The sequence below is a fragment of the Actinocorallia sp. API 0066 genome (genome assembly GCF_020991275.1).
In the GTDB taxonomy this organism is placed as follows: Bacteria; Actinomycetota; Actinomycetes; order Streptosporangiales; family Streptosporangiaceae; genus Actinocorallia.
The window spans coordinates 70,297-96,817 of record NZ_JAJLQY010000011.1 but is presented as its reverse complement, the minus strand read 5'-3'; the positions used below and the strand labels follow the sequence as shown (position 1 = coordinate 96,817).

General features: G+C 68.2%; 32 protein-coding genes and 1 riboswitch. Of the genes, 16 read left to right on the top strand and 16 right to left on the bottom strand.

From position 1 onward, the window contains the following. Positions 1 to 78 precede the first annotated feature (78 nt). On the top strand, positions 79 to 450 hold the full coding sequence (locus LO762_RS25480; protein WP_230618734.1) for a hypothetical protein: 372 nt from the start codon (positions 79 to 81) through the stop codon (positions 448 to 450). A 99-nt stretch (positions 451 to 549) separates the two neighbouring features. On the opposite strand, the gene LO762_RS25475 is transcribed toward LO762_RS25480, so the two are convergent. From LO762_RS25475 to LO762_RS25460, 4 genes are all read right to left on the bottom strand, one after another. Further along, complete coding sequence (locus LO762_RS25475) at positions 550 to 1,044, bottom strand: ATP-binding protein (protein ID WP_230618547.1); 495 nt, start codon at positions 1,042 to 1,044, stop codon at positions 550 to 552. A 173-nt stretch (positions 1,045 to 1,217) separates the two neighbouring features. After that, positions 1,218 to 3,071 (bottom strand): PAS domain-containing protein, encoded by a 1,854-nt coding sequence (locus LO762_RS25470; protein ID WP_230618733.1) that lies wholly within the window; start codon positions 3,069 to 3,071, stop codon positions 1,218 to 1,220. 42 nt (positions 3,072 to 3,113) lie between these two features. Beyond that, positions 3,114 to 4,520 (bottom strand): cytosine permease, encoded by a 1,407-nt coding sequence (locus tag LO762_RS25465; protein WP_230618546.1) that lies wholly within the window; start codon positions 4,518 to 4,520, stop codon positions 3,114 to 3,116. Next, positions 4,518 to 4,628, bottom strand: a riboswitch (TPP riboswitch). It overlaps the preceding gene by 3 nt. A gap of 82 nt (positions 4,629 to 4,710) precedes the next feature. Continuing rightward, on the bottom strand, positions 4,711 to 5,043 hold the full coding sequence (locus LO762_RS25460) for a rhodanese-like domain-containing protein (protein ID WP_230618545.1): 333 nt from the start codon (positions 5,041 to 5,043) through the stop codon (positions 4,711 to 4,713). Between the two features lie 47 nt (positions 5,044 to 5,090). Between LO762_RS25460 and LO762_RS25455 the strand changes: the two genes are divergently transcribed. Further along, positions 5,091 to 5,558 (top strand): SSI family serine proteinase inhibitor, encoded by a 468-nt coding sequence (locus tag LO762_RS25455; RefSeq protein WP_230618544.1) that lies wholly within the window; start codon positions 5,091 to 5,093, stop codon positions 5,556 to 5,558. A gap of 16 nt (positions 5,559 to 5,574) precedes the next feature. On the opposite strand, the gene LO762_RS25450 is transcribed toward LO762_RS25455, so the two are convergent. Then, positions 5,575 to 6,438: an Fpg/Nei family DNA glycosylase gene (locus LO762_RS25450; protein WP_230618543.1), complete on the bottom strand. Its 864-nt coding sequence runs from the start codon at positions 6,436 to 6,438 to the stop codon at positions 5,575 to 5,577. A 281-nt stretch (positions 6,439 to 6,719) separates the two neighbouring features. On the opposite strand from LO762_RS25450, the gene LO762_RS25445 reads away from it, so the two are divergent. The 4 genes from LO762_RS25445 (at position 6,720) to LO762_RS25430 (ending at position 9,373) form a co-directional block, all read left to right on the top strand. Further along, positions 6,720 to 6,974, top strand: a complete 255-nt coding sequence (locus LO762_RS25445) for a hypothetical protein (protein WP_230618542.1) — start codon at positions 6,720 to 6,722, stop codon at positions 6,972 to 6,974. Continuing rightward, complete coding sequence (locus LO762_RS25440; RefSeq protein WP_308104546.1) at positions 6,952 to 7,461, top strand: DUF6879 family protein; 510 nt, start codon at positions 6,952 to 6,954, stop codon at positions 7,459 to 7,461. Before LO762_RS25445 ends, LO762_RS25440 begins: the two co-directional genes overlap by 23 nt. A 62-nt stretch (positions 7,462 to 7,523) precedes the next feature. Then, on the top strand, positions 7,524 to 8,333 hold the full coding sequence (locus tag LO762_RS25435; protein WP_230618540.1) for a DUF5753 domain-containing protein: 810 nt from the start codon (positions 7,524 to 7,526) through the stop codon (positions 8,331 to 8,333). Positions 8,334 to 8,467: 134 nt separating this feature from the next. Beyond that, on the top strand, positions 8,468 to 9,373 hold the full coding sequence (locus LO762_RS25430) for a phosphotransferase enzyme family protein (RefSeq protein WP_230618539.1): 906 nt from the start codon (positions 8,468 to 8,470) through the stop codon (positions 9,371 to 9,373). On the opposite strand, the gene LO762_RS25425 is transcribed toward LO762_RS25430, so the two are convergent. Then, positions 9,367 to 10,734: a hypothetical protein gene (locus LO762_RS25425; RefSeq protein ID WP_230618538.1), complete on the bottom strand. Its 1,368-nt coding sequence runs from the start codon at positions 10,732 to 10,734 to the stop codon at positions 9,367 to 9,369. The genes LO762_RS25430 and LO762_RS25425 overlap by 7 nt on opposite strands. Before the next feature lie 343 nt (positions 10,735 to 11,077). On the opposite strand from LO762_RS25425, the gene LO762_RS25420 reads away from it, so the two are divergent. From LO762_RS25420 to LO762_RS25395, 6 genes are read left to right on the top strand one after another with little or no spacing between them, the layout of a single operon-like run. After that, positions 11,078 to 11,953, top strand: coding sequence for a radical SAM protein (locus LO762_RS25420; RefSeq protein WP_230618537.1), 876 nt, complete (start codon positions 11,078 to 11,080; stop codon positions 11,951 to 11,953). Then, positions 11,950 to 13,143 carry a methionine adenosyltransferase gene (locus tag LO762_RS25415; protein ID WP_230618536.1) on the top strand — a complete coding sequence of 398 codons (1,194 nt, stop codon included), beginning with the start codon at positions 11,950 to 11,952 and terminating at the stop codon, positions 13,141 to 13,143. Before LO762_RS25420 ends, LO762_RS25415 begins: the two co-directional genes overlap by 4 nt. Beyond that, the gene (locus LO762_RS25410) at positions 13,140 to 13,784 is read left to right on the top strand and encodes a hypothetical protein (protein ID WP_230618535.1); all 645 of its coding nucleotides are present in this window, start codon (positions 13,140 to 13,142) and stop codon (positions 13,782 to 13,784) included. Before LO762_RS25415 ends, LO762_RS25410 begins: the two co-directional genes overlap by 4 nt. Beyond that, positions 13,781 to 14,455 carry a phytanoyl-CoA dioxygenase family protein gene (locus LO762_RS25405; protein WP_230618534.1) on the top strand — a complete coding sequence of 225 codons (675 nt, stop codon included), beginning with the start codon at positions 13,781 to 13,783 and terminating at the stop codon, positions 14,453 to 14,455. The genes LO762_RS25410 and LO762_RS25405 overlap by 4 nt, the downstream gene beginning before the upstream one ends. Continuing rightward, a complete protein-coding gene (locus LO762_RS25400) occupies positions 14,452 to 15,075 on the top strand; it encodes an FkbM family methyltransferase (protein ID WP_230618533.1) in 624 nt (207 codons plus the stop codon). The genes LO762_RS25405 and LO762_RS25400 overlap by 4 nt, the downstream gene beginning before the upstream one ends. Continuing rightward, positions 15,054 to 16,385, top strand: a complete 1,332-nt coding sequence (locus LO762_RS25395) for a hypothetical protein (protein ID WP_230618532.1) — start codon at positions 15,054 to 15,056, stop codon at positions 16,383 to 16,385. Before LO762_RS25400 ends, LO762_RS25395 begins: the two co-directional genes overlap by 22 nt. A 5-nt stretch (positions 16,386 to 16,390) precedes the next feature. Here the strand turns inward: LO762_RS25395 and gltX are convergent, their stop codons facing one another. Next, complete coding sequence (gltX, locus tag LO762_RS25390) at positions 16,391 to 17,782, bottom strand: glutamate--tRNA ligase (RefSeq protein ID WP_230618531.1); 1,392 nt, start codon at positions 17,780 to 17,782, stop codon at positions 16,391 to 16,393. 85 nt (positions 17,783 to 17,867) lie between these two features. Here gltX and LO762_RS25385 point away from each other — a divergent pair, with 85 nt between their 5' ends. Further along, on the top strand, positions 17,868 to 18,320 hold the full coding sequence (locus LO762_RS25385; RefSeq protein ID WP_230618530.1) for an NUDIX domain-containing protein: 453 nt from the start codon (positions 17,868 to 17,870) through the stop codon (positions 18,318 to 18,320). Between the two features lie 724 nt (positions 18,321 to 19,044). Further along, entirely contained in the window at positions 19,045 to 19,332 is a 288-nt protein-coding gene (locus tag LO762_RS25380; protein WP_230618529.1) for a hypothetical protein, read from the top strand. Between the two features lie 46 nt (positions 19,333 to 19,378). Here the strand turns inward: LO762_RS25380 and LO762_RS33975 are convergent, their stop codons facing one another. Further along, complete coding sequence (locus LO762_RS33975) at positions 19,379 to 19,822, bottom strand: hypothetical protein (RefSeq protein ID WP_374201596.1); 444 nt, start codon at positions 19,820 to 19,822, stop codon at positions 19,379 to 19,381. A gap of 90 nt (positions 19,823 to 19,912) precedes the next feature. Here LO762_RS33975 and LO762_RS25375 point away from each other — a divergent pair, with 90 nt between their 5' ends. Beyond that, positions 19,913 to 20,092 carry a hypothetical protein gene (locus LO762_RS25375; RefSeq protein WP_230618528.1) on the top strand — a complete coding sequence of 60 codons (180 nt, stop codon included), beginning with the start codon at positions 19,913 to 19,915 and terminating at the stop codon, positions 20,090 to 20,092. A 212-nt stretch (positions 20,093 to 20,304) separates the two neighbouring features. Here the strand turns inward: LO762_RS25375 and LO762_RS33700 are convergent, their stop codons facing one another. The 3 genes from LO762_RS33700 to LO762_RS25360 are packed head-to-tail and all read right to left on the bottom strand — an operon-like array spanning position 20,305 to position 21,771. Then, positions 20,305 to 20,862, bottom strand: a complete 558-nt coding sequence (locus LO762_RS33700) for a helix-turn-helix domain-containing protein (RefSeq protein WP_230618527.1) — start codon at positions 20,860 to 20,862, stop codon at positions 20,305 to 20,307. A 2-nt stretch (positions 20,863 to 20,864) separates the two neighbouring features. Further along, positions 20,865 to 21,392, bottom strand: a complete 528-nt coding sequence (locus tag LO762_RS25365; protein WP_230618526.1) for a DUF6879 family protein — start codon at positions 21,390 to 21,392, stop codon at positions 20,865 to 20,867. Beyond that, positions 21,337 to 21,771: a hypothetical protein gene (locus tag LO762_RS25360; RefSeq protein WP_230618525.1), complete on the bottom strand. Its 435-nt coding sequence runs from the start codon at positions 21,769 to 21,771 to the stop codon at positions 21,337 to 21,339. The genes LO762_RS25365 and LO762_RS25360 overlap by 56 nt, the downstream gene beginning before the upstream one ends. A gap of 723 nt (positions 21,772 to 22,494) precedes the next feature. On the opposite strand from LO762_RS25360, the gene LO762_RS25355 reads away from it, so the two are divergent. After that, a complete protein-coding gene (locus tag LO762_RS25355; RefSeq protein ID WP_230618524.1) occupies positions 22,495 to 23,274 on the top strand; it encodes an SGNH/GDSL hydrolase family protein in 780 nt (259 codons plus the stop codon). A 37-nt stretch (positions 23,275 to 23,311) separates the two neighbouring features. Here the strand turns inward: LO762_RS25355 and LO762_RS25350 are convergent, their stop codons facing one another. The 5 genes from LO762_RS25350 to LO762_RS25330 all read right to left on the bottom strand — a co-directional run bounded on the left by LO762_RS25350 (position 23,312) and on the right by LO762_RS25330 (position 26,504). Further along, entirely contained in the window at positions 23,312 to 23,848 is a 537-nt protein-coding gene (locus LO762_RS25350; RefSeq protein WP_230618523.1) for a MarR family winged helix-turn-helix transcriptional regulator, read from the bottom strand. Positions 23,849 to 24,128: 280 nt separating this feature from the next. Further along, entirely contained in the window at positions 24,129 to 24,674 is a 546-nt protein-coding gene (locus LO762_RS25345; RefSeq protein ID WP_230618522.1) for a hypothetical protein, read from the bottom strand. Further along, complete coding sequence (locus tag LO762_RS25340; RefSeq protein WP_230618521.1) at positions 24,674 to 25,120, bottom strand: hypothetical protein; 447 nt, start codon at positions 25,118 to 25,120, stop codon at positions 24,674 to 24,676. The genes LO762_RS25345 and LO762_RS25340 overlap by 1 nt, the downstream gene beginning before the upstream one ends. A gap of 15 nt (positions 25,121 to 25,135) precedes the next feature. Continuing rightward, positions 25,136 to 25,915: a hypothetical protein gene (locus LO762_RS25335; protein ID WP_230618520.1), complete on the bottom strand. Its 780-nt coding sequence runs from the start codon at positions 25,913 to 25,915 to the stop codon at positions 25,136 to 25,138. Positions 25,916 to 25,940: 25 nt separating this feature from the next. Further along, positions 25,941 to 26,504 (bottom strand): hypothetical protein, encoded by a 564-nt coding sequence (locus tag LO762_RS25330; RefSeq protein WP_230618519.1) that lies wholly within the window; start codon positions 26,502 to 26,504, stop codon positions 25,941 to 25,943. Positions 26,505 to 26,521 lie beyond the last annotated feature (17 nt).

Below are 26,521 nucleotides of genomic sequence, written 5' to 3'. Positions count from 1 at the left end.
ACCTGCGGTAACACCAGGTTCGATCTGCTGGATCGGGACCCGCGCGGGGCCGGACTTTGGGAAGCTGGGGCGGTGAGGATGCAGCCCGACCGGCAGCCCGACCGGCCCCGCTCCCGGATGCGCGACCGCCTGGAGGCGATGCGGGCCCGCGCGGAGAAGTCCACGTCCTGGCGGGTCACTGTCGCCTATCTGCTGCGCCTGGTGAACCGTGAGGGCGAGGTGCCGGTGCGGGCCCGGCTGAGCCGCGAGGACCTGCTGTTCCTGGGCGAGGCCCGCGAGGAGGTGGCGACGCTCGCGGAGATGGCCTTGCGCGTCCTGGAGCTGCACCAGCCGCGCGGCTCCGGCGGCCTGACGAGCGATCCGGACCATCCGCTGCACCGCTGCCGGACCTGCATGACCCGCTGGCCCTGCGCGACGTTCCGGATCCTCGCCGAGACCCTCGACCGCTGACGCGGGAGGCCGTCCCGGGAAGGGGAGCTTGGCTGCCCGGAGTGCTACCGACGGGGGCACGACAGCACCCCGAGCTTGGGAGAGGACACTAGCGGGTGGTCAGGAAAGATTTTGCACGGGGGTGCCCGTTCCTTGGATGAACCTTTCCCCGGTGTTCACCCTGTCCGAGGCGTCGACGAACTCGTCGGCGTCCAGCGGGAAGACCGAGGGCGCGTGCAGGTGGGCCCAGACGGTGCTGCCGTGGTCGTCGCGGCGCACCCCCCACGCCTGGGAGAGGGTCTCGACGATGCCGAGGCCGCGGCCTCCCAGCGACGACAGCGCGGGTTGGCCCTTGCGCGGCTCGGTGATCGCCCCGCCGTCGGAGACGGAGAGCTCCACGATGTCGCCGATCCGCGCCCATGCCGCCTTGATCTGCGGCTCGGGTCCGGGCAGCGGCCTGGCGTGCCGGAGCGCGTTGCTCAGCAGTTCGCTCACGATGACCGCGGCGTCGTCGGCGACCTCGTCCGAGACGCCCCAGGCGAGGAGTTCGCGGACGAGCCTGCGCCGTACCGCGGAGACACCGGCCGCGGAATGAGGCAGGTGGACGATGCTCATCGCCGGGACCTCCTCTGCTCGATCCGCTTGACCTTCTGTTACCGACCGAAATGCCCCGTATGTCCCGGCCAGAAACCAGGACGTAACAGCGGTTTCCCGGTCCAACGACTGACCGACCCGAAGGTCACGGCCCCTACACCGGAGACTTTTCCACGGCCACGCCCGGTTATTCGTCACACGCGCGTTTCGTCCGTCACATCCGCGATCGGGACGGTCAACCGCATGCGCGTTCCGCCGCCCGCCCGCGAGTGCGCGGTGACGTCGCCGCCCTGCGCCGTCGCGAGCCGACGGGCGATGTAGAGGCCGAGCCCGACGCCGCCGAAACGACGCCTGTCCCCCGCCTCGCCCTGCACGAACCGTTCGAAGATCCGCTCGTGGTCGCCGTCGGCGACGCCGATTCCCTCGTCGTCGATGGTCACCACGAGCCTGTCCCCCGCTCTACCCGCCGTGACCTCGATGAGGCCGCCGTCAGGCGAGTACTTGTAGGCGTTCTCCACTAGCTGCCCGACGATGATGTCGGTCGCCAGCACGTCCCCGTACGCTGTAGGAAGGTCTTCCGGCACGGCGCACTCCAATCGGTGCGCCTGGGACAGCGTACGGAACGCCGGAACGACACGGCGCAGCAGCCCCCCGAGGTCGAACGGCACCGGCGTGACGGGCGGCCGCGCCGAGCCCGCCCGCGAGCCGAGCAGCAGTTGCTCGACAAGCCTGCCCATCGCCCTGCCCCGGTCGGCGATCATCCCGACGGCGCGCCGCCGCTCGGCGTCCGGCAGCTCGTCCCAGCGGGTCACGAGGGTCTCGGCGAACCCCTGCACCACGGTGATCGGCGTGCGCAGCTCGTGCCCCGTCGTCGCCAGGAACAGGTCCTTGGACTCCTCCAGCTCCTTCGCGGCGGTGACGTCGCGGAAGTCCACCACGATCTCGCCCGTCTCCTCGATCTTCGCGGCGAGCACGTCGATCCACGTCCCGTTCGGCAGCAGGTGGCTGACGGTCTCGCCGGGCGAGTACGGGAACGGCAGCCCGGCCCCGTGCGCGGCGACGGCGTCCCGTCCGGTGATCCGGGTCGCCGCCGGGTTCCACTGGCAGACGAGGCCGTCGGTGTCGAGCACCGCGATGCCGTCCGCGCTCGCGTCGATGACGGCGCGCTCGTGCGCCCGCTGCCGGACCACCTCCTGATAGGCGACGGCGTTGCCTACGGCGACGCCCGCATGCCCCGCGAGCAACTCCAGGAGTTCCAGCTCGGTGTGGCCCGTGGTGCGTCCGGCGAACAACGCGTACAGGGCGCCGTAAGGCCGGTTGCCCAGGTGCGCCATGCCCAGGGCGACCGTGTGCAGGTCGGGCAGGCGCTGCCAGATGAGGTCGGTCACCCGAGGCCCGGACGCCAGCATCACCGCCCGTCCCGAGTCGAGCAGCTCCGTGACGAGGCTCGGCTCCAGATCGACCGAGGCGCCCAGCATCTCGTCGGGCAGCCCGCGCGCCGTGACCAGGCGCAGCCGCGCCCCCTCGATCCGGACGAACGCGGCGGCGTCCGCGCCGGTCAGCTCGACCAGCGCGGCGGTGATCCGGTCGAGCACCAGGTCGAGGTCGAGCGCCGAGTTGAGGTCGCCGAGGATGTCGTTGAGCCGCCGGACCAGCCGCGCCTTCTCCGCGACGGCCCGCGTCTCCGGCTCGGCGACCGGGTGGAACACCGACACCCAGCCGGTGAGCGCGCCGGAGCCGTCCCGCAGCGCGCTGGTGTCGATCCTGACGTCGATGAGGTCGCGGGCCCTGGTCCGCCGCCGCGTCCCGATGGACACGTGCGCCCCGGCCGATCTGACGCGCTCCAGCACCGCGTGGTGCTCGGCGGTCAGCTCGTCCGGGACGATCGGCGGCACCCGGCCGACGATCTCCTCTGCCGTCCAGCCGAACAGCCGCTCGGCGGCCGGGTTCCAGAGGATCACCCGGCCGCCGGTGTCCACGGCGACGATCGGATCAGCCGCGCTGGCCAGCACCTCACGCGCGTTCCGGCCGCCTTCGTCTGGGAGCATCACGCCCGCCATCGTCCCATCAAGGGCGGCGGACGCCCCGCGCTAGGCCGATTCCCGTATGCCCGGGATCCTTCCGATGGCGAAAGCCAGCGCCGCCGCCACGAGGAACGACAGCAGAGACGCGCTCATCCAAGGCTGGACCGTCAGGCCGATCGCCTCCTGCGCGCCCTTCCAGAAGTCGGTCCAGGCGCCCAGGTGGCCGGGGTTGATGAGCTGGTAGACGGTGAAGCCGCCCGCCCACGCCGCGATCATCGACCAGCGCGACGGCGCGTCCTGCGCGGTGTTCCAGCCGTGCCGTCCCCGGCCGAGGAAGAAGTCGGCGGCCAGCACGCCGAGCATCGGCACAAAGACCGAGCCGATGAGGGCGAGGAAGTTGTAGTAGTCGTCGCCCATGGTCAGCCAGAAGGCGAGCACCGTGATGAGGGTGCCGAGCCCGATGCTGAGGACGCGCCGGTCCACGCGGGGCAGGAGGTTCTGGATCGAGAGCGCCGTCGAGTACACGTTCGCGAACGACTGGTCGGCCTCGCGCAGCACGAACACAAAGAAGAAGACCGCGCCCAGCGTCACCGAGAGGAACGGCTGGTAGACGCCGCCGCCCTGGGTGGCCAGGACGAGCGCGAAGAGTCCGAGCGTGTAGGCGATGATCTGGGTCAGCGCGTAGGCGCCGCTGGCCGCTCCGAACGCGGCTCGCTCACTGCGTGAGTGCCGGGTGTAGTCGGCGGCGAGCGGCACCCACGAGATCGAGACGGCGAGGGCCGCGTCGGTCGCGAGCCAGAACAGGCTCCAGTCGGAGCCGAACGGCGCGCTCCCGGACGGCCCGGGGTTGTCGGTCAGGGAGGGCAGCCCCTCCCGGAAGAACTGGAGGTAGAACCAGCCGAGCGCGATCACCACGGCGATGGTGACGACCCGGCGCAACAGCCGGACCGAGCCGAGCGGCCAGATCGTCAGGACCGTCGTGAGCACACCGGCGGCCAGCACGTAGACCCAGCGCGGGCCGCCGCCGAACAGCTCGTAGGCGGCGTCGGAGATGACGACGAGCTCGAACGTGCCCCAGCCGATGAGCTGGACGACGTTGAGCACGGTCGGCACGTAGGAGAGCCGGGCCCCGAACAGGCCGCGCAGCAGGACCATCGCGGGCCGTCCGGTGCGGGCGCCGGTCACCGCGGCGAGGCCGAGCATGAGCCCGCCGACCACGGTGCCGATGATCATCGCGGTGATGCCCGCCGCGATCGAGAGCTGCGGCACCCCGTCCACGCTGGGCGCGAGCACGGTGTAGGCGCCGGAGAAGGCGAACAGGCTGACGCCGAGGTTCGCCCAGAACGCGCTCTGGTCCCAGAACGAGAGGACTCTGGGGGCGGGTTCGTCAAGGGTGAGGGGTGCTTCGGCGGGCGCGGGCCCGGCCTTCTCGGGCGCGTTTTCGGGCGCGCCTGTAGACGTGCTTGAGGACATGCGAGGAGCACTTCTCCCTACGCCGGCATTACCCGGACAGGTTCATGCGGTCGGCGACTCGGGTCGCCCTCTCAGCCCGGCCGTTTCCGAGCTCCCGCGGTGGGTTATTCGTCGCGAATCGTACCCACAGCCCCATTTATCCCCTACGCCCGGGGGGTGACGCTTCCCTTACCCCCCGGGCGCACGCCGATCAGGCGATGTAAGGCTCGCCGCCGCCCACGGCCGTCACGGGCAGCCCGTGGCCCGCCCACGCGAGCATGCCGCCCTCCACGTTGAGCGCCTTCCAGCCCGCGTTGTTGAGCGCCGCCGCGACCTGCGCCGAACGCCCGCCGACCCGGCACACCACGTACACCTCGCGGTCCTGCGGGATCTCCCCCGCCCGCTGGTTCAGCGCGCTCATCGGGATGTGGACGGCCTGCGGGGCATGGCCCGCGTCCCATTCGTCCTGCTCACGGACGTCGAGTAGGTAGGCGCCGTCCGGCACCCCGGTCACGCCGACGCCCGGCACTCCGCCGAAATTCATCACGGGACCCATGGAACCGTGCCGGGAGGGCCCGCGTCGAATCGCGCATGAGGACCTCATCGCCCGGGACCGCCGCGAAGCTCCTGCTGCTCGCCGCCGCCCTCACGGCCGCCACCGCCTGTGGTTCGCAGCCACCCGACTCGCAGGACACCGTCACCACCTCGCCGTCGGCGGGGCCCGGCGCCGCCGGCGTGACCGAACTCACCATCACGCTCGCCAAGGCGCCCGGCGCCGAGGAGGAGACGTGGACACTGAAGTGTGACCCGCCCGGCGGCACCCACCCGAAGCCCGCCGCCGCCTGCGCCCAGCTCGCCGCCTCGGGACCCAAGGCGTTCGAGCCCACGCCGCCCGGCACCGCGTGCACCGAGCTGTACGGCGGCCCGGAGCAGGGCACCGTCACCGGCACCTACCAGGGCAAGCCGGTGGACGCCTCCTACGCGCGCAAGAACGGCTGTGACATCGACCGCTGGGAGCTCGTCTCCGAACTGTTCGGCGAGCTGCCCAAGGTCCGCTAGGCGGCGCTGACTCCCCTCACCTGAGCAGACGGGACATCCGGCGGTCCGCCAGGGGCTTGCCGCCCGTCTGGCAGGTGGGGCAGTACTGGAAGGACGAGTCGGCGAACGACACCTCCCTGATGGTGTCGCCGCAGACCGGGCAGGGCTGCCCCGTCCGCCCGTGGACGCGCAGCCCCAGCTTCTTCTCCGACTTGAGATCGCCCGCGGCCAGGCCCCGGGACCGCTCCACGGCGTCGTTCAGGGTGGTGGTGATGACACCGTGGAGGTCGGCGGCCTCCCCCTCGGAAAGCGTTCCCGCGATCTTGTAGGGCGACATCTTCGCGGCATGCAACACCTCGTCGGAGTAGGCGTTGCCTATCCCCGCGATGATCTTCTGGTCCCGCAGCAGACCCTTGATCCTCGTCCGGGACCCCTGAGTGAGGGCATACAGCGCCTCCGGCGTGAACTCCGACCCGAGCGGGTCGATCCCCAGCCCAGCGACCCCCGGCACCTCAAGCGCGTCCCGCACGACATAAACGGCAAGCCCCTTCTTCGTCCCAGCCTCAGTCAGGTCAAACCCAGACCCATCATCGAGGTGGACCCGTAGGGCAAGCGGGTTCTTACGACTGGGCCGAGGCGGCGCCGCAGGCAACTCCGCCCGCCACCGCAGCCAGCCCGCCCGAGCCAGGTGGACAACAAGGTGCAGCCCATCCACGTCAATGTCCAGAAACTTCCCATGCCGAGACGCCCCCGTCACGGCAAGCCCCTGAAGCGCCGAGACAGGCGGATCATAGGTCTTCAACGCAGCCACGGCCGCCACATCAATCCTGGCAACCGCCTTGCCAACGGCATGCTCGCGCAGAAACGCGCCAAGCGATTCCACTTCAGGCAACTCCGGCATGCCCTCAGTATCTCTCCCAGCCACACCCCCCAACCCTGCTTGTCCCCAGCCACCCCCAGCGCCCGGTTGAGTCATCCGCAGTCCATAGACCAACGAGGGCGCACACAGGCGGGTGTAACGCTTACATGCCTATACGGGCACCCGGCAGCGACAGCCTTGTGTGGCGGTATGTGGCTGATATGGCCGTGAGCGGTCATTGCTGCGGCGTGAAGTGCGCAGGTGGGTAGGGGTGGTGAGCAAGGTGCCACTTTGCAGCACATCACATCATCTTGGAGGCGGCCATGGCGGTAACGTTCATCGGGATCGACCCCGCGACCGACGGCGACGAGTGCCCGTCGGTGTCCGTTGACCCGGAGACCGGAGACTTCCTGTTCCACGGGTGGACGGTCAAGGACGTGGAGACGCTCAGGGCGATCGCGGCGCACAGCCCGATCGCGGACGACGAGTCGGTGGTGCGGCTCCCCGCGCGGATGAGGGGGCTCATCCTGAAGGCGCTGGAGGTGCATCTTGCAGGTGTCGGTCCCGACATTCGATGAGCTGATCAAGGCCACCACGGTCTCGGCGGTTCACCTGGAGATGCGGGACGCCTATGTGCCGTCTGATCCCTCGTTCGTCGCCTTCCAGGGAGGCGCGCCGTTCGACCGCTCCGCGCGGGAGGCCGCTTGGCTGGAACTCATCGGCGGTGCCGTAGCGCGTGGGGTAGAAGTGCGACGGGCTCGGATCGTGTCCGAGCCCGTCACCGACTACATCAAGTTCGAGTACGCCGTCACTGAGTCGATGAACCTACGCGCCGGTGAGCGAGTGCGCTGGCTGCCCCGGCGGCTCGCGTCAGACCTGTGCCTGCCAGGAAATGACTTCTGGGTCTTTGACGGGCGCCTCGTACGGTTCAACCACTTCACCGGGGACGGCTCGTCCGGACCGAAGGAGATGCGGGACGAGCCAGCGGTGGTCGAGCTCTGCGTCCAGGCGTTCGAGGCGGTCTGGGACCGGGCCACCGACCACCGCGACTTCCGTCTCGTCTGAAAGCCGTTCAACCCATCGTGCGAACTCCTCCGTCGTCGAGCGTGCGGGCGGCCCGCCAGGCATTGGCCGACCGCCTGCGCGAACTCCGCGTAGATGCCCGCCTGAGCGCTAAGAGCCTGGCCGCTGCGGCAGGCTGGGAGCGGACCAAGGTCTCCAAGATCGAGCACGCGGCCCGCGCCCCCAACGCCCAGGACATCCGGACGTGGTGCGAGGTCTGCGGAGCACCGGAGCAGACCGAAGACCTACTGGCCTCTCTGCGAGCGGTCGAAGGAGCCTACGTCGAGTGGCGTCGGCTACAACGGACCGGCCTTCGGCAGCTCCAAGAGTCGCGGATGCCGCTGTTCGAGCGGACCCGCCTGTTCCGGATCTACTGCTCGCAAGTCGTACCCGGTCTGCTCCAGACTCCGGAATACGCTCGGGCGTTGCTGGCCGCCATCGCGGCACAGCACGGCACACCTGACGACGTCGCCGAAGCCGTCTCGGCGCGCGTGGCTCGGGCCAAAGTGCTTCGTGAGGGCGACCACAGGTTCGCGTTCGTCATGGAAGAGTCAGTGCTCTACTACCGCATGGCCGACCCCGAGACCATGGCCGGGCAGCTTGGTCACCTGCTCACAGTCATGTCGCTGCCTTCAGTCGCCCTCGGAGTGATCCCCTTCTCCTCCCCAGAGGCGCGGCCCATGTGGACCCTGGGGAACTTCTCCGTGTACGACACCGAACAGGTTCGGGTGGAACTGCTGACCGCCGCAGTGACCGTCACAGCACCCGGTGAACTCGCCGAGTACTTCCGGGCCTTCGAGACGTATGCCCACATGGCCGTTTACGGAGCAGAGGCGCGAGCGCTGATAACCCGAGCTGTTGACGCCCTCAGGTAACGCTCGGACGCCACACTTGGCCACACCGCTAGCCCCAAGAGTCCTGGCCGACCGGACTGTTCCGCTGAGATCACCTCGGCGGAAGCCGAGTTCTCGTGGGTGTGAGCGGTTGGGTGGCGACGTAGCGTGGTGGGATGTCCCGTGTGGAGGGAGGCGGAGTGATGGAGGGCTCATTTGCGGATCGTTCGAGAGTCGCGGTCCGGGAGGCTGCTGGGCTTGCTGGACTGTCCTGTGAGGGGGTCGAATTGCTTCGTGTGGGGGATCGCGCGGTTTTTCGCCTGGCTGAAGGGAGGGTGATCGCTCGGGTGGCTCGCCCGGGTGGGTTCGGGAACGCTCAGCGGGAGGTGAAGGTCGCTCGCTGGTTGTTGTCGGAGGGGATGCCTGTTGTTGAGCCGTTGGCTGGACAACAACCTGTGGATGCTGACGGACTCGCGGTGTCGCTGTGGTGGACGGCGGAGGGAGATTGGACCACGCCTGTAGAGCTTGGTCGGCTGCTGCGGAGGTTCCACTCGTTGAAGCCGCCGGGGTCGCTCTCGCTGCCAGGGCTCGATGTCTTGGATCAGGCTCGGGGGCGGGCGAAGCGGGCTCGGGGATTGTCGGCTGCTGAACACGATGTGCTGCTGGGGGCGGCTGATCGGCTGGATGGCGAGCTGGCGGGGGTGGAGTTCGAACTTCCGCGGTCGGTAATCCACGGCGACGCCAACATCGGGAATGTGTTGAAGCAGCCGGACGGGCGAGTCGTGATGTTTGATCTCGGCGGTGTGTGCTGGGGGCCGCCGGAGTGGGATCTGACGGCGACGGCCGTCTACCGGGATCTTGGGTGGCATTCGCGGGATCAGTACCGTGAGTTCTGTGAGGTCTACGGGTTCGATGTCACGCGGATGTCTGGCTGGCCTGTGTTGAAGTCGCTTCAGGAACTACGGATGGTGTGTTGGCTGGCGTTGAAGTTTCAGGACGGGGAGGAGATCGCCGAAGAGGTGCGGCGTCGGGTGGACGACTTGGCCAACCCGGAGAGGTCCCGGGACTGGCGGCCTTATTGAGGCCGTGTGGGGCGGAGAACCCGGCTGATATGGATCATCAGTTCACGAACATCTGGGTGGTCGGCGTGGGTGTTGAGCCTGGTGCGCAGGTCGCGAAGATAAGTGCGGCAGCGGGTGGAGCCAGTTTCTTGGATGCGAGGTAGTGCTGCGGTTACGACAACGCAGGCTTCTTCGAGTTCGTTCTGGGAGAGTAGGGCGGCGGCGAGGACCAGGCGGGAGAACGTGCGGCTGCGGCTGTAGTCGGCGGTCTCCGCGTCGAGGCATTGCATGGCATAGCGCCTGGCCTCGGCGGGACGGTTGAGGTCACGGAAGCAGTGGGCGAACTCGTCAGAAAGTTCTGATTCGTCGAAGTAGGCGATCCACTCCGGGCCTTCGCAGGGACGGTGGCGGATGAAAGCCGCTTCGGCCGTAGCGAGAGCTGAGAGGCATTCGGACTCTCGGCCGGGGATCGCTGCGGCGGCCCTTGCCTGCATCGCGGCGAACTGGGCTTCCAGAAGCGCGCTGGGACGATCGTGAATCGCCTGGGTCGCGGCGCGGGCGAACGTGAGGGCTTCGGTGTGTTCGCCGAGGTAGTTGGCCTGGTGGGACATGGCGGACAGCACGCTTGCGCCGAGTTGCCGGTCTCCGGCGTGGTGGGAGAGATTGAGGGCCTGGACGAGGTAGCGGCGGGCTAGGCCATGGAGGCCGGTGTCGTAGGCCATCCAGCCGACGGTGAGGTTGAACTCGGCGACCGCGCTGAACAGAGCGGTACCGACAGCGGAGGTGTAGGAGCCGTTGAGGAGCGGCGTCACCTGATCGGTGAGGTACTGGATCGCGGCCGTGCGTGAGTGGGCACCGCCGAAGCGGTTGTCGAGACCTGCGAACATCGCGGTGGTGGCACGGATCGCCAGGACTTCGGACATCCCGATCTGCTGGGAGCCGGCGCGCTCGGGACGGCTGGCCGGTGCGGCGAGGAGCCACTGGAAGGCCGGGTGCGAGATGGAGACGGCAGCCACTTTTCCTGTGAGGAAGCGTCGGCGCTGTACGTCGGCGGTCCACAGAGCGCCGATGCCGCTGATGAGCTCTTCGGCTGACTCGACGAAGTCGAGGCCGGTCTCCGGCGCGTCGGTGGAATTGTCCATGCCGATATCGGCGAGGGTGACGCGGCGTCGGAGTTTACGGCTGAGTGCCTCGGCGATCAGCGCGGGAGTGGTGCCGCGCGGTTGTTGACCGGCGATCCAGCGGGCCACCTGGGTATGGGCCGGTCGTATGTTCTCACGCCACTCTTCAGCCACCGCCGTGATGCGGCTGGCCAGGCCGAGATGGGAGACCTCGGCCTCGGCGATGAGGTTGGCGAGCTTGGTGTTGGGCTGCCGTTCCATAGCCCGAGCGTAATTCTCTGGCCACCAGAAGATAAGACCGGAGTATGAATGCACACCGGTTTGCACACATGCGCACCGGTCGAGCGCTGTCGGGGACGTGAGGCGCTGGCGTTTCCTGAGGTGTATGGAGCCCGTACTGATCGAGTCGTTGTCGCCCGCAGGACGGGCCGCGCTCGAATACGTGGGTTGCGGCTCCCGCTCGGCGAGGCGGCCCTGTCAAAAGTCCGGTCCTCGGCCGGATCGTCCTCGGCCCGTTCTGACCGGCCGTCGCGTGGTTTCCGTACTACCCGCAAGCCCGATCTGCAGTTCGTCCACGTCGGGAGATGACATGAGGAAGTCGGCCATGACGTCGGAACCCGCCCCCTGGGACTGGGAGTTCGACTGGCACCTGACCAACCGCTGTAACTTCGACTGCGAGTACTGCCATCCGCAGATCAAACACGTCCTCAACCGCAAGAATCTGAACGAGCCTGACGCCCAGTTGGTGGTGCGCCGGTTCGATGAGACTGGGCGCGTGTGCCTGGTTCACATGTCCGGCGGAGAGCCGTTCCTGTTCCCCGGTTTCGTGGACCTGTGCGCGGGGCTCACCCGTCGGCATCACATCAGTATCAACACCAATCTGGCGACCCCCGATGTTGCGGAGTTCGCCCGCCGGGTCGATCCGGCCAAGACCGTCAAGATCGTGGCGGCGTTGCACATCGGCGAGCGGGAGCGGTTGGGACTCGGCCTTACCGATTACGCGCGGGACGTTCATCTTCTACGGGCCCTCGGGTTCGATGTGGACGCGCTCTATGTGCTCTATCCGCCGTTGCTGGGTCGTCTCGTCACCGACCTGGAGCAGCTGTCCGATCTTGGTGTCGAGCAGGTCAGGGCCAAGGTGTTCAAGGGGGTGCTGAACGGCCGCCGCTATCCCGAGGCATACAGCGACGCGGAGAAGGAGTTCATTCTCGGCTATTCCGGCCAGTACCTGTTCAACAAGCCCTACTTGGACGGTCCCCCCGATTTTCGGGGCGCGCCGTGTTCGGCCGGGGTGTCCTCCTTCAAGGTGACGGTGACCGGAGACGTCCGGAGGTGCGCCTCCGTTCCCGCAAGGTACGGGAACCTGTACGACGGCACCTTCAGCGCGGCGGACGCGGCCGAGCTGTGCCCCGCCAGACGTGTCCTGGTCCTGTCGCAGTGTCTCGCCTACTCGTTCGTCACGGAGAGGGCCTCGTCGTGAGGATCCTCTTCCGTGACGGGCTCCTCGACCCGGACGACCTGCCGTTCGACTGCGCGGAGCGTAAGGGGCTCGGGCACCCGGACACTCTCGCAGACCTTGTTGCCAATGCTTACTCGCGCGAGTACTCGGCCCACTGTCTGGAGGAGTTCGGCACGATCCCGAACCATTGGGTCGACAAGGTGACCCTGGTCGGGGCCGGTTCGCGGGTGTCGTTTGGCTCGTTCGAGGTGATCACGCCGGTGGCCTGCCACCTGATCGGGAAGATGACCGCCCGGGTCGGCTCCGTCGCCGTGCCGCTCGGAGAGATCTTCGAACGGGTGGTGCGTGACGTCCTCAACGAGGCTCTCGGCGGCCCCGAGATCTGGCCGCACCTCACCACCGAAGTCTTCAACACCGCCGGAACGGCCGCGGACCACGCCCCCGGCTTCTATGCGCCACAGAACCCCGCCGAGCTGCACAAAGTGCTGTCCTCGGAGACCGTCTGCAACGACACCGTTCTCTGTACGGGGACTTCGGCGCCGGGCCGCGCGGCGCGGCTCGCAATATGGCTGGAACGCCGGATCATCGAGTCGGGATGGCCGCAGATCGGCGCCGACGTGAAGGTCATGGTCGTCCGGCACGGTGACGCTTTCGAGGCGACGACCGCTGTGCCGGTCCACCCGGAGTCCGTTCGGTCATGGCGGGAGTACGCGGAACTCGTCCGCGACCTGAAAGCGGAGTTGTCGGCTGAGCTACGTGATGCGTATCGGCTGACGCTGCACCTGAACACCAAAGACGGACCCAACCGCGCCTACCTGGCACCGTTCGGTACCTCTCTCGGCAAGGGTGACTGCGGTGCCGTCGGCCGTGGAAACCGAGGCCATGGCGTGATCGAGCCGCTTCGGGCCTCCTCCGGTGACGCCCCGGCGGGCAAGAACCCCGTCCACCACGGCGGGAAGATCTACGCCGACCTCGCGGGCCGGGCAGCCAGGGAGATCGGTGCAAAGACCGGACGGTCGGCAGAGGTGACGATCGCCGCCCGCAACGGCGACCCGCTCGACGACCCGAGGTTCGTGCTCATCTCGCTTCCCGACGGGGGCGACCGAGCGCTCGCGGAGACCATCGTCCGCGAAACACTCACCTGCACTTCGGACGTGGCCGAACGTTTCCTCGCTACGGATGCGATTCGTGACTTCCGGGAGCAGCGATGACCGCGGCGTTCACCAGTGTTCACCAAGCCCACGTCGGGCGGCTCCAGGGGCTGGAGGCCCGCATGGATGAGGCGGGGCTGCTCCTCGGAGATACCTACGTGATGTTCTTCGCTGAGGCGGAGTTGATGAGCCTGCACGCCGCGGCGCTGCTCGCCGGAACGACACGCCCGGACGTCCTTGAGGTCGGCCTCGGGCTGGGGATCTTCGCGGAGCAAGCAGCCGTCTACCGGCCCGCCAGCTACACGGCGATCGAACCGCATCCGCACATCGCCTTGATGACGGAGGAACGTGTGGTGCGCGGGATAGCGGAGGACACCGCCGTGCTCGTCCGCCCCTGGCAGCTCGTGTCGTTTCCCCCGGCCCACTTTGACGCGATCATGTACGACACCTGGCCGCCGGACGGATTCGCCGACGCGGACTTCGAGGCGTTCATCGAACACATCGCGCTGCCGAGCCTTCGGCCCGGCGGGCGGTTCAGTTTCTTCTCCTCCGGCTGTTCCCTCTCGCCGACGCGCGCCGCCATTCTCAGCGACCGATTCACTGGCTGGAGCCAACAGCGGTACACGCTTCCACCCGATCGTGTCCCGGTTGGCTGGACGAAACCGACCGCCGACTTCGTCATTCCGGTGGCGGTCCGATGACGCCGAACCAGCTGGAGGGATTCCGTTCGGAGGGACACCTGACCCTCCCTGGCCGGATCACGGCCGAAGATCTCGTGCGCCTGCGTGCTGAGGCTGACGCGATCCTTCGCAGCGTCCCGTTGACTGATCGGCGTATGACGGCCTGGCGTCTCGCAGACGGGGACGCCTATGTCCTCAAGGCCAAGCCGGTTCTGGACCTGGCGCCAACCGCTCAGACGCTCGCCGTCACCCTGTCCGGGTTGGCGAGCGCTCTCCTGGGAGACGACGCCCGGCTGATCGACGAGAAGATCTCCTACAAGCAGCGTCTCACCGGAACCGCACCCGATCGGATTCTTGGCGAGGATGTGCGTAAGCACACCGACGCCGCCTATTACCGGCTTCGCGGTATCACCGAACCAATCGTCACGATCGCGGTCTGTCTTGACGACTGCCCGCCGTCAGCGGGTCCTGTCCGGGTCTGGCCCGGGAGCCACCTGCACGACGTCACCCACGAGATCACCGAGGACCACGGCCCGGTGGTGTCCGACAGGGACGCGCCTGATGAGCACAGCGTACTCCTGACGGCGGAAGCAAGGGCTGTCCTCGTGTGGGACGCCCGCCTCGTTCACGCCAGCACGTCCAACACCAGCGGCAGACCCCGTCGGCTACTCATCCTCGGGTACGCCCTGTGAACCCTTACAACCAGCCCGAGCCGTACCACTCCCAATGGGGTGAGGACCGCTGGCTCGCTGAGAACCTCGACCTGCCCTCCAACGGGACTTTCGTCGACGTGGGCGCCGGGGACGGCCGTCGGGGAAGCAACACCCTCTACTGGGAGAGCCGCGGCTGGACCGGCCTCTGTGTAGACGCAGACCCCCGCAACCACGCGCCGCTGGCCCGCCGCCGCTGCGAGGTGTCCCAGCACGCGGTATCCGCGACACCCGGACTCCGGACCTTCTGGATGTACGGGCCCCGCAGCTCCCTGTCCGGGCTCAACGTCAACGGGCACGGCTACACCCCCGTCCGTGTCGAGGTACGAACGCTCGCCTCCCTGCTCCAGCGGGCGAACATCGATGCGATCGATCTGCTCAGCATCGACGTGGAGGGAACCGAACTGGACGTCTGGGCTTCCTTCGCCCCCGACCTCCACCGGCCGGGGATCGTCCTGATCGAGTACGACGACCGTGTCCCCGAGCGTTCGACGGCCCGGATCATCTGGGCTCTCGGCACCCGCTACGAGCTGCTCCACAGGACCCCGTCCAACCTGATCCTCCGACGCAAGGGATACCCGTGGAACAGATCCAACGCGTGATCGCCGAAGCGCTCAACGAGGTCGCGGCCGGTCGGCCGGTCATCGTCCTGTCGACGCACGAGCAGGACGCTCCCGTCTGGGAACAGCTTCTCGTCAACGCGGGGACGGACCACCTGGTCCTCGCGCTGGGGCGGGAGTTCACCCCCGGCCGACAGATCTCCGGCCCGAGCGCCCACCTTGAATTCCATCACGAGGTCGTCGCGCGCCTGGTGCTCGGCCCTTCCCGGCTGGACGACTTCGATCCGGTGAACCGGGCCGTCATGATCATCCCAGATCCGCTGCTTCCCCCGCTCATCGGCGGACGCGCCCAGCTGGGCCGCCGCCGCCCCGAATGGGCGCTGGTCGAGGACAAGATGCTCATCGATCCCCTCTGGGACCTGGCGGGAATCGACCGTGTGCCAGCGCTGACCTGCGACTCCACGCACGCCGTCGCGAGACTGGCGGACGAGGTCAACGAAGGCCGGGGAGTGGTGGCGAGCTGCCAGCATCGCGGGCACGGGCCGAGGGCGGGAGCGGAGGGCATCTGGTGGTGGCAGAACGTGCCGCCGCAGGCGTTTCCGTCACAGGCCCACGACTTGCGGGTCAGGTTGATGCCGCTTCTCGAAGGTCTTCCCTGCCGGGTGCATGGCATCGTCACCGCCGAAGGGATCGCGGCCTTTCCCCCGATGGAACTGCTCTCCCTGCCCCGGCCCTCCACCGGGACGTTCCTGTGGGCGGGCGCGGTGCCACTCGGAGAACACCCGCGCTCAGGAGAGCTGAGGCAGATCACCGAAAGCGCGGGCGCCTTCCTGCGCGATCGGTTCGGTTACCGTGGGTCGTTCGCCTCGGACGGCATCCTCACCACGGACGGCTACCGACCCACCGAGCTGACCACCCGCCTCACTTCCGCATTCGAGACGGTCCCGTCACAGGTGAGAGTCCTGCTCCACGCGGCGACGGTGCTCGCACGCGCCGGATTCTCGCTGCCCGATCTCGGCCCCCTGGTCTCGACAGCGCTCACCTCGGACGTCGTCACCGTTTTTGGTGCCTCGGCCCACGCCGACAGTGCCCCGTTCGAATGCGGAGTCGTGTGGGACGGAACCCGCTGGCTGACCAACGATGGAACAGGGCAGGGGACCCTGACCGTGCGGCCGTGGGTCCGAGGCTGGCAACTCCGAGCGGATCTTCGGCGTGCGGACCTTCCCGCCGGAATTCCGATCGGCATGGTCGCCCCCCACCTGTTCCACCTTGCGGACAGCCAGTTCGGGACGTCCTTCGGTGAGGTCACCGCGCCCTTCGGACTGACTCTTCCCTCAGCGCGGTGCCCGTGACTCGCTCAAAGGCGCGCGACCGCGGAGCGGAGACGGGACAGGGTCCGCTCCCGGCCGAGCACCTCAAGGGACTCGAAAAGCGGCAGGCCGACCGAGCGGCCCGTCGTCGCGACCCGGACGGGTGCCTGCGCCTTTCCGAGCCTCAGCCCACGCTCAGCGCCGATCACTTCGAGGTGTTCCTTCAAGACGGCCGCTTCCCAAGGAGCGTCGGTGTAGGCGGCGATCGTCGCAGTGAGGAGGTCGGCGCTGCCTTCCTTCATCGCCTTCGACCAGGAGTCCGCGTCAGCGACCGGCTCGTCGAAAAATGCGAAGTCGACCATTGTGACGATCTCACTCAGCACCGCGACACGGGTTTGTGCCAGCTGCGCGAGGACCGTGAAGGCGCCGGGATCGAACGCCTCAGCCGCCCACGGCACATCGGGGCCTTCGACCCACGGGCGGCATGCCTCGATGAACGCCCCCTGCTCCATCGCCCGGATGTACTCACCGTTGAACGCCCGCAGCTTCTTCACATCGAAGAACGCGGGCGACGGGTTCACGTCAGAGAGACGGAACTCGGCGACGATTTCCTCCCAGGGGACGATCTCCCGGTTCTCCCCGAGACCCCATCCCAGCAGCATCAGGTAGTTGCGCATCGCTTCGGGCAGGTAGCCCTCGTCCCGGAAGTCCTCCAGCGCGACCCGGTCCCGGCGCTTCGACAGCTTCTGGCGCCTGTCGTTCACCAGAACCGGCGCGTGCGCCCACACCGGTGGCTCATGTCCGAGCGCGTCCCACAGCAGTTGCTGCTTCGGGGTGTTCGACAGATGCTCCTCAGCCCGGATCACATGGGTAATCCCCATGAGGACGTCATCGACCACGTTGGCGAGGAGGAACGTCGCCGATCCATCGCTGCGCGCTATGACGAAATCCTCCAGGACCGCGTTCTCAAACGTCGGCTTGCCGCGCACCAGGTCCACGACGACCGTCTCGCCGTCATCCGGTGTGCGGAAGCGCATGGCGCCTTCCGTGAGTCCACGGTCGCGACAGAACCCGTCGTATCCCTTGTTGGAGTCGCCGGTCCGTGCGATCACGTCGTCCCGTGTGCATTGACACCGGTAGGCGAGGCCCTTGGCGTAGAGCTCCTCGACGGCCGCACGGTGTTTCCCGGCGTTCGCCGACTGGAAGTAGGGGCCTTCATACTCTTCCGGCCCCATCCCGAGCCACGCCATCGCCCCAAGAATCGAGTCGACCCCGGCCTGGGTGTTGCGCTCCGCGTCGGTGTCCTCGATCCGCAGTACCATCACCCCGCCGACTTGCTTGGCCACAACCCAGTTGAACAGGGCGGACCGGGCATTCCCCACATGAAACATGCCCGTCGGCGAAGGCGCGATGCGAGTACGCACACCAGGATTCGGCATGGTCGAACTCTAACGGCGCGGGGCGTTGTCCGCTGGTCAATTTCGTCCTCACCCGACCACGTCCACAGGAACACATCACCCGTCCATGGCCGGCAAGACCATCACGCTCAAGGCTCTCGCCTACGTACTGAACGACGCCGACGAATTGCTTGTCATCCGGCATGTGGATCACCCATGGACGGAAGTGGGCCTCCAGGTTCCCGGAGGCAGTGTCCGCCCCGGCGAGAGCCCGGCGGACGCAGCGCTTCGCGAGGCGGCGGAGGAGACCGGTCTTTCCCGTCTCATGTTCGTGCGGTCGGTTGGCCGCGCCACCTACGACATGAGCCCTCTCCGGCCGGAGGTTCAGCGTCGGTTCTTCTTTCACCTCGCTGCCTTGGGAACGCACCCGCGGGCCTGGGACAGCAGCGAAGAACACGATGGCCTTCTCCCGCCGACACGCCTCCAATGCCTGTGGATTCCGCTCCGCCAAGCACACGTCCTCTCAGCAGGCCATGGCGTCATGATCAACAAGCTCGTCGACAGCCACTCAACCCGATAGCACCGAGAAACACCGGGTGGCCTGACCACCAAGAAGGGGCGAATCGAGTAGGGAAACGGCGGCCGGTGCGGACACCATTCGTCTGGTCTAAGCGATGGAGTTCGAGTCGCTGCGCGACCGGGCCGAGGGACCTGAATTCGAGGCTACCCGCTCGGTGCGCGGCGAGGTGGTGCGGGCCGCGTGCGGCTGACCGCGTCTGTTGGGAAGCCCCCGATAGCGGTGATCGATTGAGCGGCAATCGCGCAGGGGCAAGCCCACACCCGCACCGATGCGCATGTTTTCCGTACGTCCCGTGTGGATTGTCGCGGGAGTTCCTCTTTGATTCCAGAAAGGTGTGTGTGGCATGTCTTTGGCTGCGGTGAATCTGGCGCGGTGGGGTGAGGTGCCGTTCATCACGGCGTGGTCGTCGGAGGAGGCTCTGCCGGTCAGGTTGGTGGTTCGAGACGGGCGGATCGCTTACGTCGATGAGACGGCGCGGGATCGTGACGGGGCGGGGGTGTTGTGGACGCGCATGGGGTTCAGTCCCGGGGTCGGGGTTCCCCGGTTCAAGTCCGTCCACTCTCTCCGGCAGCGTCGGGCGATGCACAGGCTGTTGTGTCAGGTGTGCGGGACGCCCTGCGGGAAGAGCGCCTTGTGGATGCTGTCGCGGGAGGAGTACGAGAGCGCGGAGGGCCCGTGGCCCGCCCCCGTCATGACGGCTCATCCGCCGGTGTGCCCGGGGTGCGTGGAACGGTCGACGCGGCTGTGCCCGCACCTGCGTGGAGGGCATGTGGTGCTGCGTGCCCGCCGAGTCGTCCCGGCCGCGATCTCCGGCATGCTCTACAAGCCCACCCGGGACGGCCTGGCGCCCGCCGCCGCCACCATCGCCCACGACGACCCTCGCATCCGCTGGCTCCGTGCGGCCCAACTCCATATGGAGTTGGGAGACTACGACGTCATCCACCACGGACACATGATCATCACCGGTTCCGGGTGGCGTGGAACCATGGGCGATCGACAGGGGCGTCCGTAGAGACGATCACACGGTTCCGGACACTTGGGCCGCTGGGATTACTCACTCATCCCCGATCGTGAGGCCACGTCGGCGATCTGGAGCGGACGACGGCGATCAATCCTCGGCGGGGGAGCATCTTTTTCAGCGGCGGATGGAGATCTGTACGACATCCTCGTGACGAAGGCTTCGCGTCGTGAATTTCTTTGAAGTTCCGGCTTGACGTTGGTTGCCGAGTCGATCCCTTATGTAGCACGCCTGAGCCGACCTCCATTACCCGCATGCCCGGCTCGATCGCCGCCTGCTCCAGCATCACGACCTGGAGGTGCGTCGCCGAGACCGAGCTGAGCGCCGCGCCCGTGCTGTCGCTCTTCACCGTCAACGGGTTGTCCGGGGCGTAGGCGGCCTCCAGCGACTCACCGGGCGCGAACACGTGCCGAGGCACCGTCGCCACCGCGGCGGCCACCCGTTCGGACTTGAAGGCGCCCAGGTCGTGCAGCCTCTCGACCATAGAGGCCCGCAACGCGCCCGCCCGATCCTGGACGCACGAACTGGGGTCAACGATTCGCGTCATTCCGCAATCGCCTTGGGTTACTCGACGATGAGTTCCGTGCCGGGCGGCCCGGCGAGCCACGATCGGCCCACCTCCGTGCCCGTGTACGACCTGGTGCGGGTACATCTTCCGACGCCGTCGGCCGTCATCGGCGACGCCGCGTGGGACGGCGCCGGGCCGGTTTTCTCGGCGTCCTCGTCCGCGCCGGTGCGGTGGGGCCGCTGGTGATGGTGGCGTAGAGGGCCAGGGCGAGGACGACGGTGAAGTGGCGTGGGTCGTGGGGGGTGGGGGGTGGTAGTGGCGGTGGGTGACGGTTTGGACGAGCCAGTCGATGAAGGGCTGGATCATAGGGTCGTGTGGTGTGAGGTCGGACAGGTGCGCGATGGAGTCTCGGGTGTGGTGTCCCGGTGACCGTTGGGAGCGTTGGTCGAAGTAGACGATCATGGCGAAGAGTCCCTCGGCGACCTTGTCGATGCCCCAGCGTTGGAGGGCGGTGTCGGCGCATTGGTGGGCGTGGAGCGTGGCGGCGGAGACGTCGGTGTGCCGGGTGGGGGATCGGATGGTGGCCTGTACCCGGGCGACGGCGGCCATGAGGTGGGCGAGGTCCGCGCCGAGCGGGTCGTCATCGGACATGGTCGGCTGCGACCTTCGCCAGGAATCGGCCGTCTCGGAAGGCGTCCGGGGACAAGGTCGCTCGGCCGCCCGGGAGCCGGGTAAGCGCTTCGGTGACGGGGGCACCGCTCAGAGGGCCACATCGCCTCGATGTTGCGGATGGTGGCGATCAGCTCGGGGATCTGGTCTTCTGCTCCGGTGACTCGGCACCAGGCGCGTATGTCGTCTTCGCTGGCGGAGCGGCGGCCGTGCTCGATGCGGCTGATCTTGGACAGGTGCCAGCCTGCGGACGCGGCCAGCGCTCGCCCGGTGAGGCCCGCGTCTCTGCGCAGGTCACGCAGGCGAGCGCCGAACGCTTCGCGTGCCTGTTGTGCTTGGGTTGACACGATCAGGCAGGCAGGTACTCGTGATGCGGAACGGCCAGGTCCCAGAGACGGTCGCGCACCGCGACGCAGGACGCGACCACCGCAGGGTCGGTGACCAGTTCGGAGCCGAGGACGCGGGCTTCCTCATCAAAATGCCCGACGGTCACGAAGCGGCCATCGAACAGCCACCAGTCACTCCCGTCCACAGGAAACGCGAGGTCGGCGGGGACCAGGTGGCGGGGTAGCCACCGGATGTCTTCTCCCGCGCCGATATTGAGGTGGGTCACGGAGCGGAGCCAGCGGACGTATTCGCTGTGTGGCTCCGTCACCACCCGGACCCGCCGGACCGTCCGGCCCGCCTTGGCCGCCTCACGCACGCGGTTCAGCCAGGGCTGGAGCCAGGCGTAGTCGTCGGGCTCGCCGCGCCGCCAGCGGGCTATCGGGCCGTGCTCGTAGTCGGCGGCGTAGTAGTCCTTGAGCTCCAGGTGGAAGGCGTCACGCTCGAACGTGTTGAGCAGCTCGTCCCGCTGCTCGGGTGTCATCAGCTGCATCCTCGGGGTCCTCCAGCAGCGCGGCCAGGACGGCCTTGGGCACCTCGATGGCGTCCTCGTGATCGGGCATGGACATCTGCTCGCGCGCGTCCGGGTCGGTGAGCCTGCGCCCCCGCACGATGTAGTTGCCGTTCGGCAGGACGTGGACGATCGGGGCCCTCATGTTGCGCACCACCCCGAAGATGCCGTCCTTCGCGAGGTTGGCCAGGAGCATGGCGTAGATCTCCACGCACGTCTCGCCCTCCGAGATGTCCAGCAGGACCGCGACCGCCGGATCGGTGATCTTGTAGCCCTGGATGATGTAGGTCTCGCGCTCGGTCGCCCACAGGGTAGGGCTGTCGCCGCCGCTGGTCACCTTGCCCATGAACCGTATCGACATGGTCGCGCTCCCGTCCGAATGTTTGCCGGGGTTTGCATGGCCTGCATCGTCGGTCAGTGCTCTCATCTGGTCAAGGACACCCATGGCAAACTGCGGCAAACTAGTTGGGGCCACGCCAACCCCAGCTTTAGCTTGCAGGTAGGCCCCGAGATGCCCTACCTGCAAGGAGATCCCGTGACGGTCCTGGTTCTGGTATTCGTCGTGGAACGGGTCGATCTGCCCGGTGGAGCGTGTGGAGGCGGCGAGCCGGGACGTGCAGGGGTGGTTGTTCCAGAGGCGGCGGGCGGTCGGCCGTGGCGCTTGACCGCGAGGCTCTCACCGACACGGTTCCGATGGTCGTTCCGGCGAGTGCGGCTCCGGGGTGGCCGGTGGGGTTATCCACAGGGGGGGGTGGACCTGTGGATGCCTGTGGACAAAGGCTGTGGATAACTCTGGGACGCCTGGGGGCGAGTGGGGATAGGGCGCTGTCAAAGTGGCCAAATCCGTACAAGGGCTGACAAAGTGGCCAGTGGATGGCGGTGTGGATATCCACAGGGGGTGTGGATAACCCTGTGATGGAACCGTGCTCGACTGATCTCGGCAGACGGCTGGCGTGGGGCTGTCCACAGGCCCGATACTGCCCGCACAACCGAAAACTCGGGGGAGCGATCGGGAGAACGACATCCCATGACTCCCCGTGTGCCCGCCCTTGTGTTGGGCCTCTGTGCGCTCCTTCTCGGCAACGTGGCGCCCATTCCCGTGTCCGCCGCCGTGCCGGAGCCCGTCTACTACCTTTCGCTTGGTGATTCGCTGGCCACCGGCTACCAGCCGGGGCAGGGTGACACCGACACCGGTTACCCTGACCAGCTGCTTTCCCGCCTTGGCGCGCGGGCGCCCGGCCTGGAGCTGGTGAAGCTTGGGTGCTCCGGCGAGACCTCGGCGTCCCTGCTCAGGGGTGGGCGGTGCGCCTACCCCGAAGGCAGCCAGCTCAAGGCGGCCGTGGCGTTCCTCAGGGCCAACCCCGGCAGGGTGAGGTACCTGACCCTCGACATCGGCGGCAACGACGTGAACCGCTGTGTGCGCGGCGGCGCGCTCGACCAGAAGTGCGTGCTGCCCGCGATCCGCGAGCTCACCGGCAACCTGTGGACGATCATCACCGAGCTGCGCCGGGCGGGCGGCCCCTCGGTGCGCTACACCGGCATGACCTACTACAACCCCGTCCTCGCGTCGTGGCTGACGGGCTCCTCGGGCCGGACCCTCGCCACCGTGTCCACACCCCTCGTCCAGGGGCTCAACGGGTTCATGTCCACCCTGTACCTGCTCGCGGGCTACCGGGTCGCCGACGTCCAGCGCACCTTCGCCACCGGCGATTTCCGCGGCAAGGCGACGGTGGAGGGCTACGGCGAGCTGCCCCTCAACGTCGCGCGGATCTGCCTGTGGACGCACATGTGCGCGCGCGGCGACATCCACCCGACCGTCGAGGGCCACACCAAGATCACCGACACCTTCGCCGCCGTCGCCTGAGCCCTCCCCGTCGTCCGCTCGCGACGGGCGTCGGGGGCTAGTCGCGGTAGGCGTCGGCGAGGGCCGCCGTCTCGCCGAAGGCGACGAGCAGGGTGCGCAGGCCGCGTTCCACGCCGCGCGGGTCGGCGAGCGATTCGAGGACCCGGCGCTGCACCGCGAAGTAGCCCTCCAGCATGTCGTCGACCAGCGCGCGGCCGGGCGCGGTGAGCGTGACGCGCACCGCGCGCCGGTCGGCGGGGTCGGGGGCGCGGGCGACGAGGCCCTTGCGTTCCAGCTTGTCCAGCCGGTTGGTGATGGCGCCCGACGTCACCGTGGAGGCGCGCAGCAGGTCGCCGGCGGTGAGCCCGTCGGCGCCGCCCTCGCGGCGCAGCGCGGCGAGCGCGTCGAACTCGGCGTGGTCGAGGCCGAACTCGGCGTGGAACCGCGCTGTCTCCCGCTCCAGGAGCCGGTTCAGCCTGTGGATGCGCTCGGCGACGCCGAGGGGCGAGGGGTCGAGGTCGGGCCGCGCCGCTCGCCACAGCGCGATGATCCTGTCGACGGCGTCGTCGACGCCGCCGTGCGAGGCTTCCTGCACAGCCGCGACCGTACCGCACTTCTCTCAATGTTGAAACACATCCGGCAACACACAGGCAACCGGTGGATAACTATTTCAACATTCATATGTTCAACGCTCAATTGACAAGCCCAGCCCACCGACCCAACCGACCCAACCACCAAGACGTTCCACGCTAGCAGAGCCACCGAGTCCCGGTGTCCCACTCGCCAGATCGCCGCCGCACCGAACCCCGCCCAACGAGCAGGCCGCGCGGGCGCCGGGAAGGCGCCCACGCGGCCGGGGTCGGGTCGGCGCGAGGCTAGACGGGCAGGACGCGGAGGGCCGGGTAGCGCGGGGAGTTCAGGTAGAGCTTGTCGGTGCTGTGCTCCTTCTCCAGTTCGAGGACGAACCGGTAGCGGTACAGGCCGGGACGGGCGGTGCTGAGCACGGCGCCCGCCCAGTAGTAGTAGACGGCCGTGTACTTGTCCCGCATCCGGTCCGGCCCGCCGTACACCTTCAGCTCGGTCATCATCCGGCGCTCGGCCGGGTCGTCCTCGTCGCCCTTCTCGATGTCGAGGAAGACCAGGTTGTTGATCTTCGGCATGGGCGGCCAGGTGCCGTCGGCGCGGCGGTGCATGTCGATCGGGCGGATGATCCAGTTGACCACCTGGCCCTGCTTGCAGACCGTCTCCAGGTGGTCGGTGCCCTGGCCGACACCGCCGATGCTGTTGTCCATCATGTACAGGCAGCCGTCGAGCGACTCGGTGGCGGCGGCCTTCTCCATGTCCACGAGCGTGACGACGTTGAGCTGCACCGAGTTGAGCTGGCCACGCTCGGTGAAGTCCGTGGCGGCGTACAGGGACATCAGGACTCCTTCGTGTCGGGGCCGACGAGCAGCGGGGACGCCTCGGGGGTGAACGGCTCGGCGACGCCGCCCAGCAGGAACGACAGCCGGTAGCCGATCGGGCCGGTCAGGTCGCGCTTGACGGTGGCCGTGAAGAAGACGATGTCGGTGCCGGGGTAGACCTTGCGGACGGGGTCGGCGACCCGCCGGTCGATGTCGATGTCGGCGAGCGCGACGAACGTCTCGCACTCCAGCGGGATCACGTTCCACAGCAGGACGTCGCCCTTGCGCACCCGCGTCCGCAGCTCGGGCGTGCCGAAGCCGGTCGAGCCGACGGTCCGGTTGGTGTCGTACAGGTACAGGTTCTCGTCGAGGTTCCCGGACGCGAGCGCGGCGACGGGATCAACGACGGCGGTGATCGTCAGCGGCCGGGCGGCGGGCTGGGTCGGCTTGGGCCTGGGGGGCATGGGTGCTCCTCGGGGTCAGGAGATGGGCGGGAAGGCGGGCAGCGGCAGCACGCCGAGGCCGGCGCCGGTGAACGCGTTCCGCTTCGGGTCGGTGATGACCTTCAGGTACGACTCGCAGGTGAGGTCCACCGGCTCCCAGACCAGCTCGTCGTCGCGGGAGACGAGCTCGTGGAGCTGGATGTGCATCGTGTAGGCGTAGACGCCGGGACGGCTGGTGTCCACGGTGGCCGCCCAGTACCAGCCGTCGTAGGTCATGTCGGGTGAGCCGTACTGCGCCGGGTAGATGATCTTCTCGGTGACGGCGGGTCCGGTGATGTCGGTGATCACCGGGGTCGGGTAGTTGTAGGTGTCGGCGGCGTTCGCCCCGGCGACCTGGCCGGTGGCGTCCAGCACCTTGCTCGTCACGAGGCTGCGGCTGCTGTGCGACCGCCGCGCCCGGCGGCCCGCCTGCTCCCGGATGCGCCCGAGTTCGGCCTCGTCGGCCGGGGCCAGCTCCGCGATCCCCTGGAGCGCCTCCTGGTCGGTGTGCCTGGCCTGCTCGGCCAGGTAGTTGCGCGGCACCGTCGGGGGCACCGAGCCGAGCGCGGCGGGCAGCCAGTTGAGCACCTGCTCGGTGGCCTGGGAGCCGTCGAGGAAGTACGCGCCGGGGACGATGGTCGTCAGCTTCTCGGTGCCCTCCCCGGTCGAGCCGAGGAACTTCATGTTGTCGAACCAGTAAGCGTTCCCGTCGAGGGAGCGCTCCTTGAGCGCGTTGTTGACGTCGACGAGCACGATGATGCCGTGCTGTTGGGCCATGGATCCGCCTTCCGGGTCGGGTGCTTCAGACGCGCAGCAGCGCGGGGGACTCGATGGACAGCACGCTGTTCGCGCCCTCGTGGAGCTTGATGGAGAGCCGGTACCGGTAGGGGACGCCCGGCACCATCGTCACGGGCACGATGCCCTCCCACACGAGGAGGTCGTGGTTCTCGAACCCGTTGGACGCGAGGGCGCTCGGCCCGCCCGTCCAGGGCTCGGCGGCGGCGGGGAAGTCGGGCAGCGTGAGGACGGGGCCGTCCGCCTCGTAGACGGGCTCGGCGGCGTAACCGGGCTCCACGGCGGCGCCTTCCTCCGCCGCCGGCGCGGCCAGCGGCGGCGGCACGGGCGCGGGCGCGGCCCCGAGGAACTCGATGTTCTGGATCTCGACCGGCGTCTGCACGTCCACGTGGATGGGCGTCCACTGCACGACCTGGCCGGGGACGACGGCGGTGACCAGGTCGGTCGTGCCGAGGTTGCGGCTGCCGAGCGGGCTGTCGTCGACCAGCGACAGGTTGCCGTCGTGCAGCGTCCGGTCGGACAGCGCGCCGACGGCGTCCACCAGGACGACGATGCTGATCTTCGGTTTCACTGTTTCTCCCAGGGTGT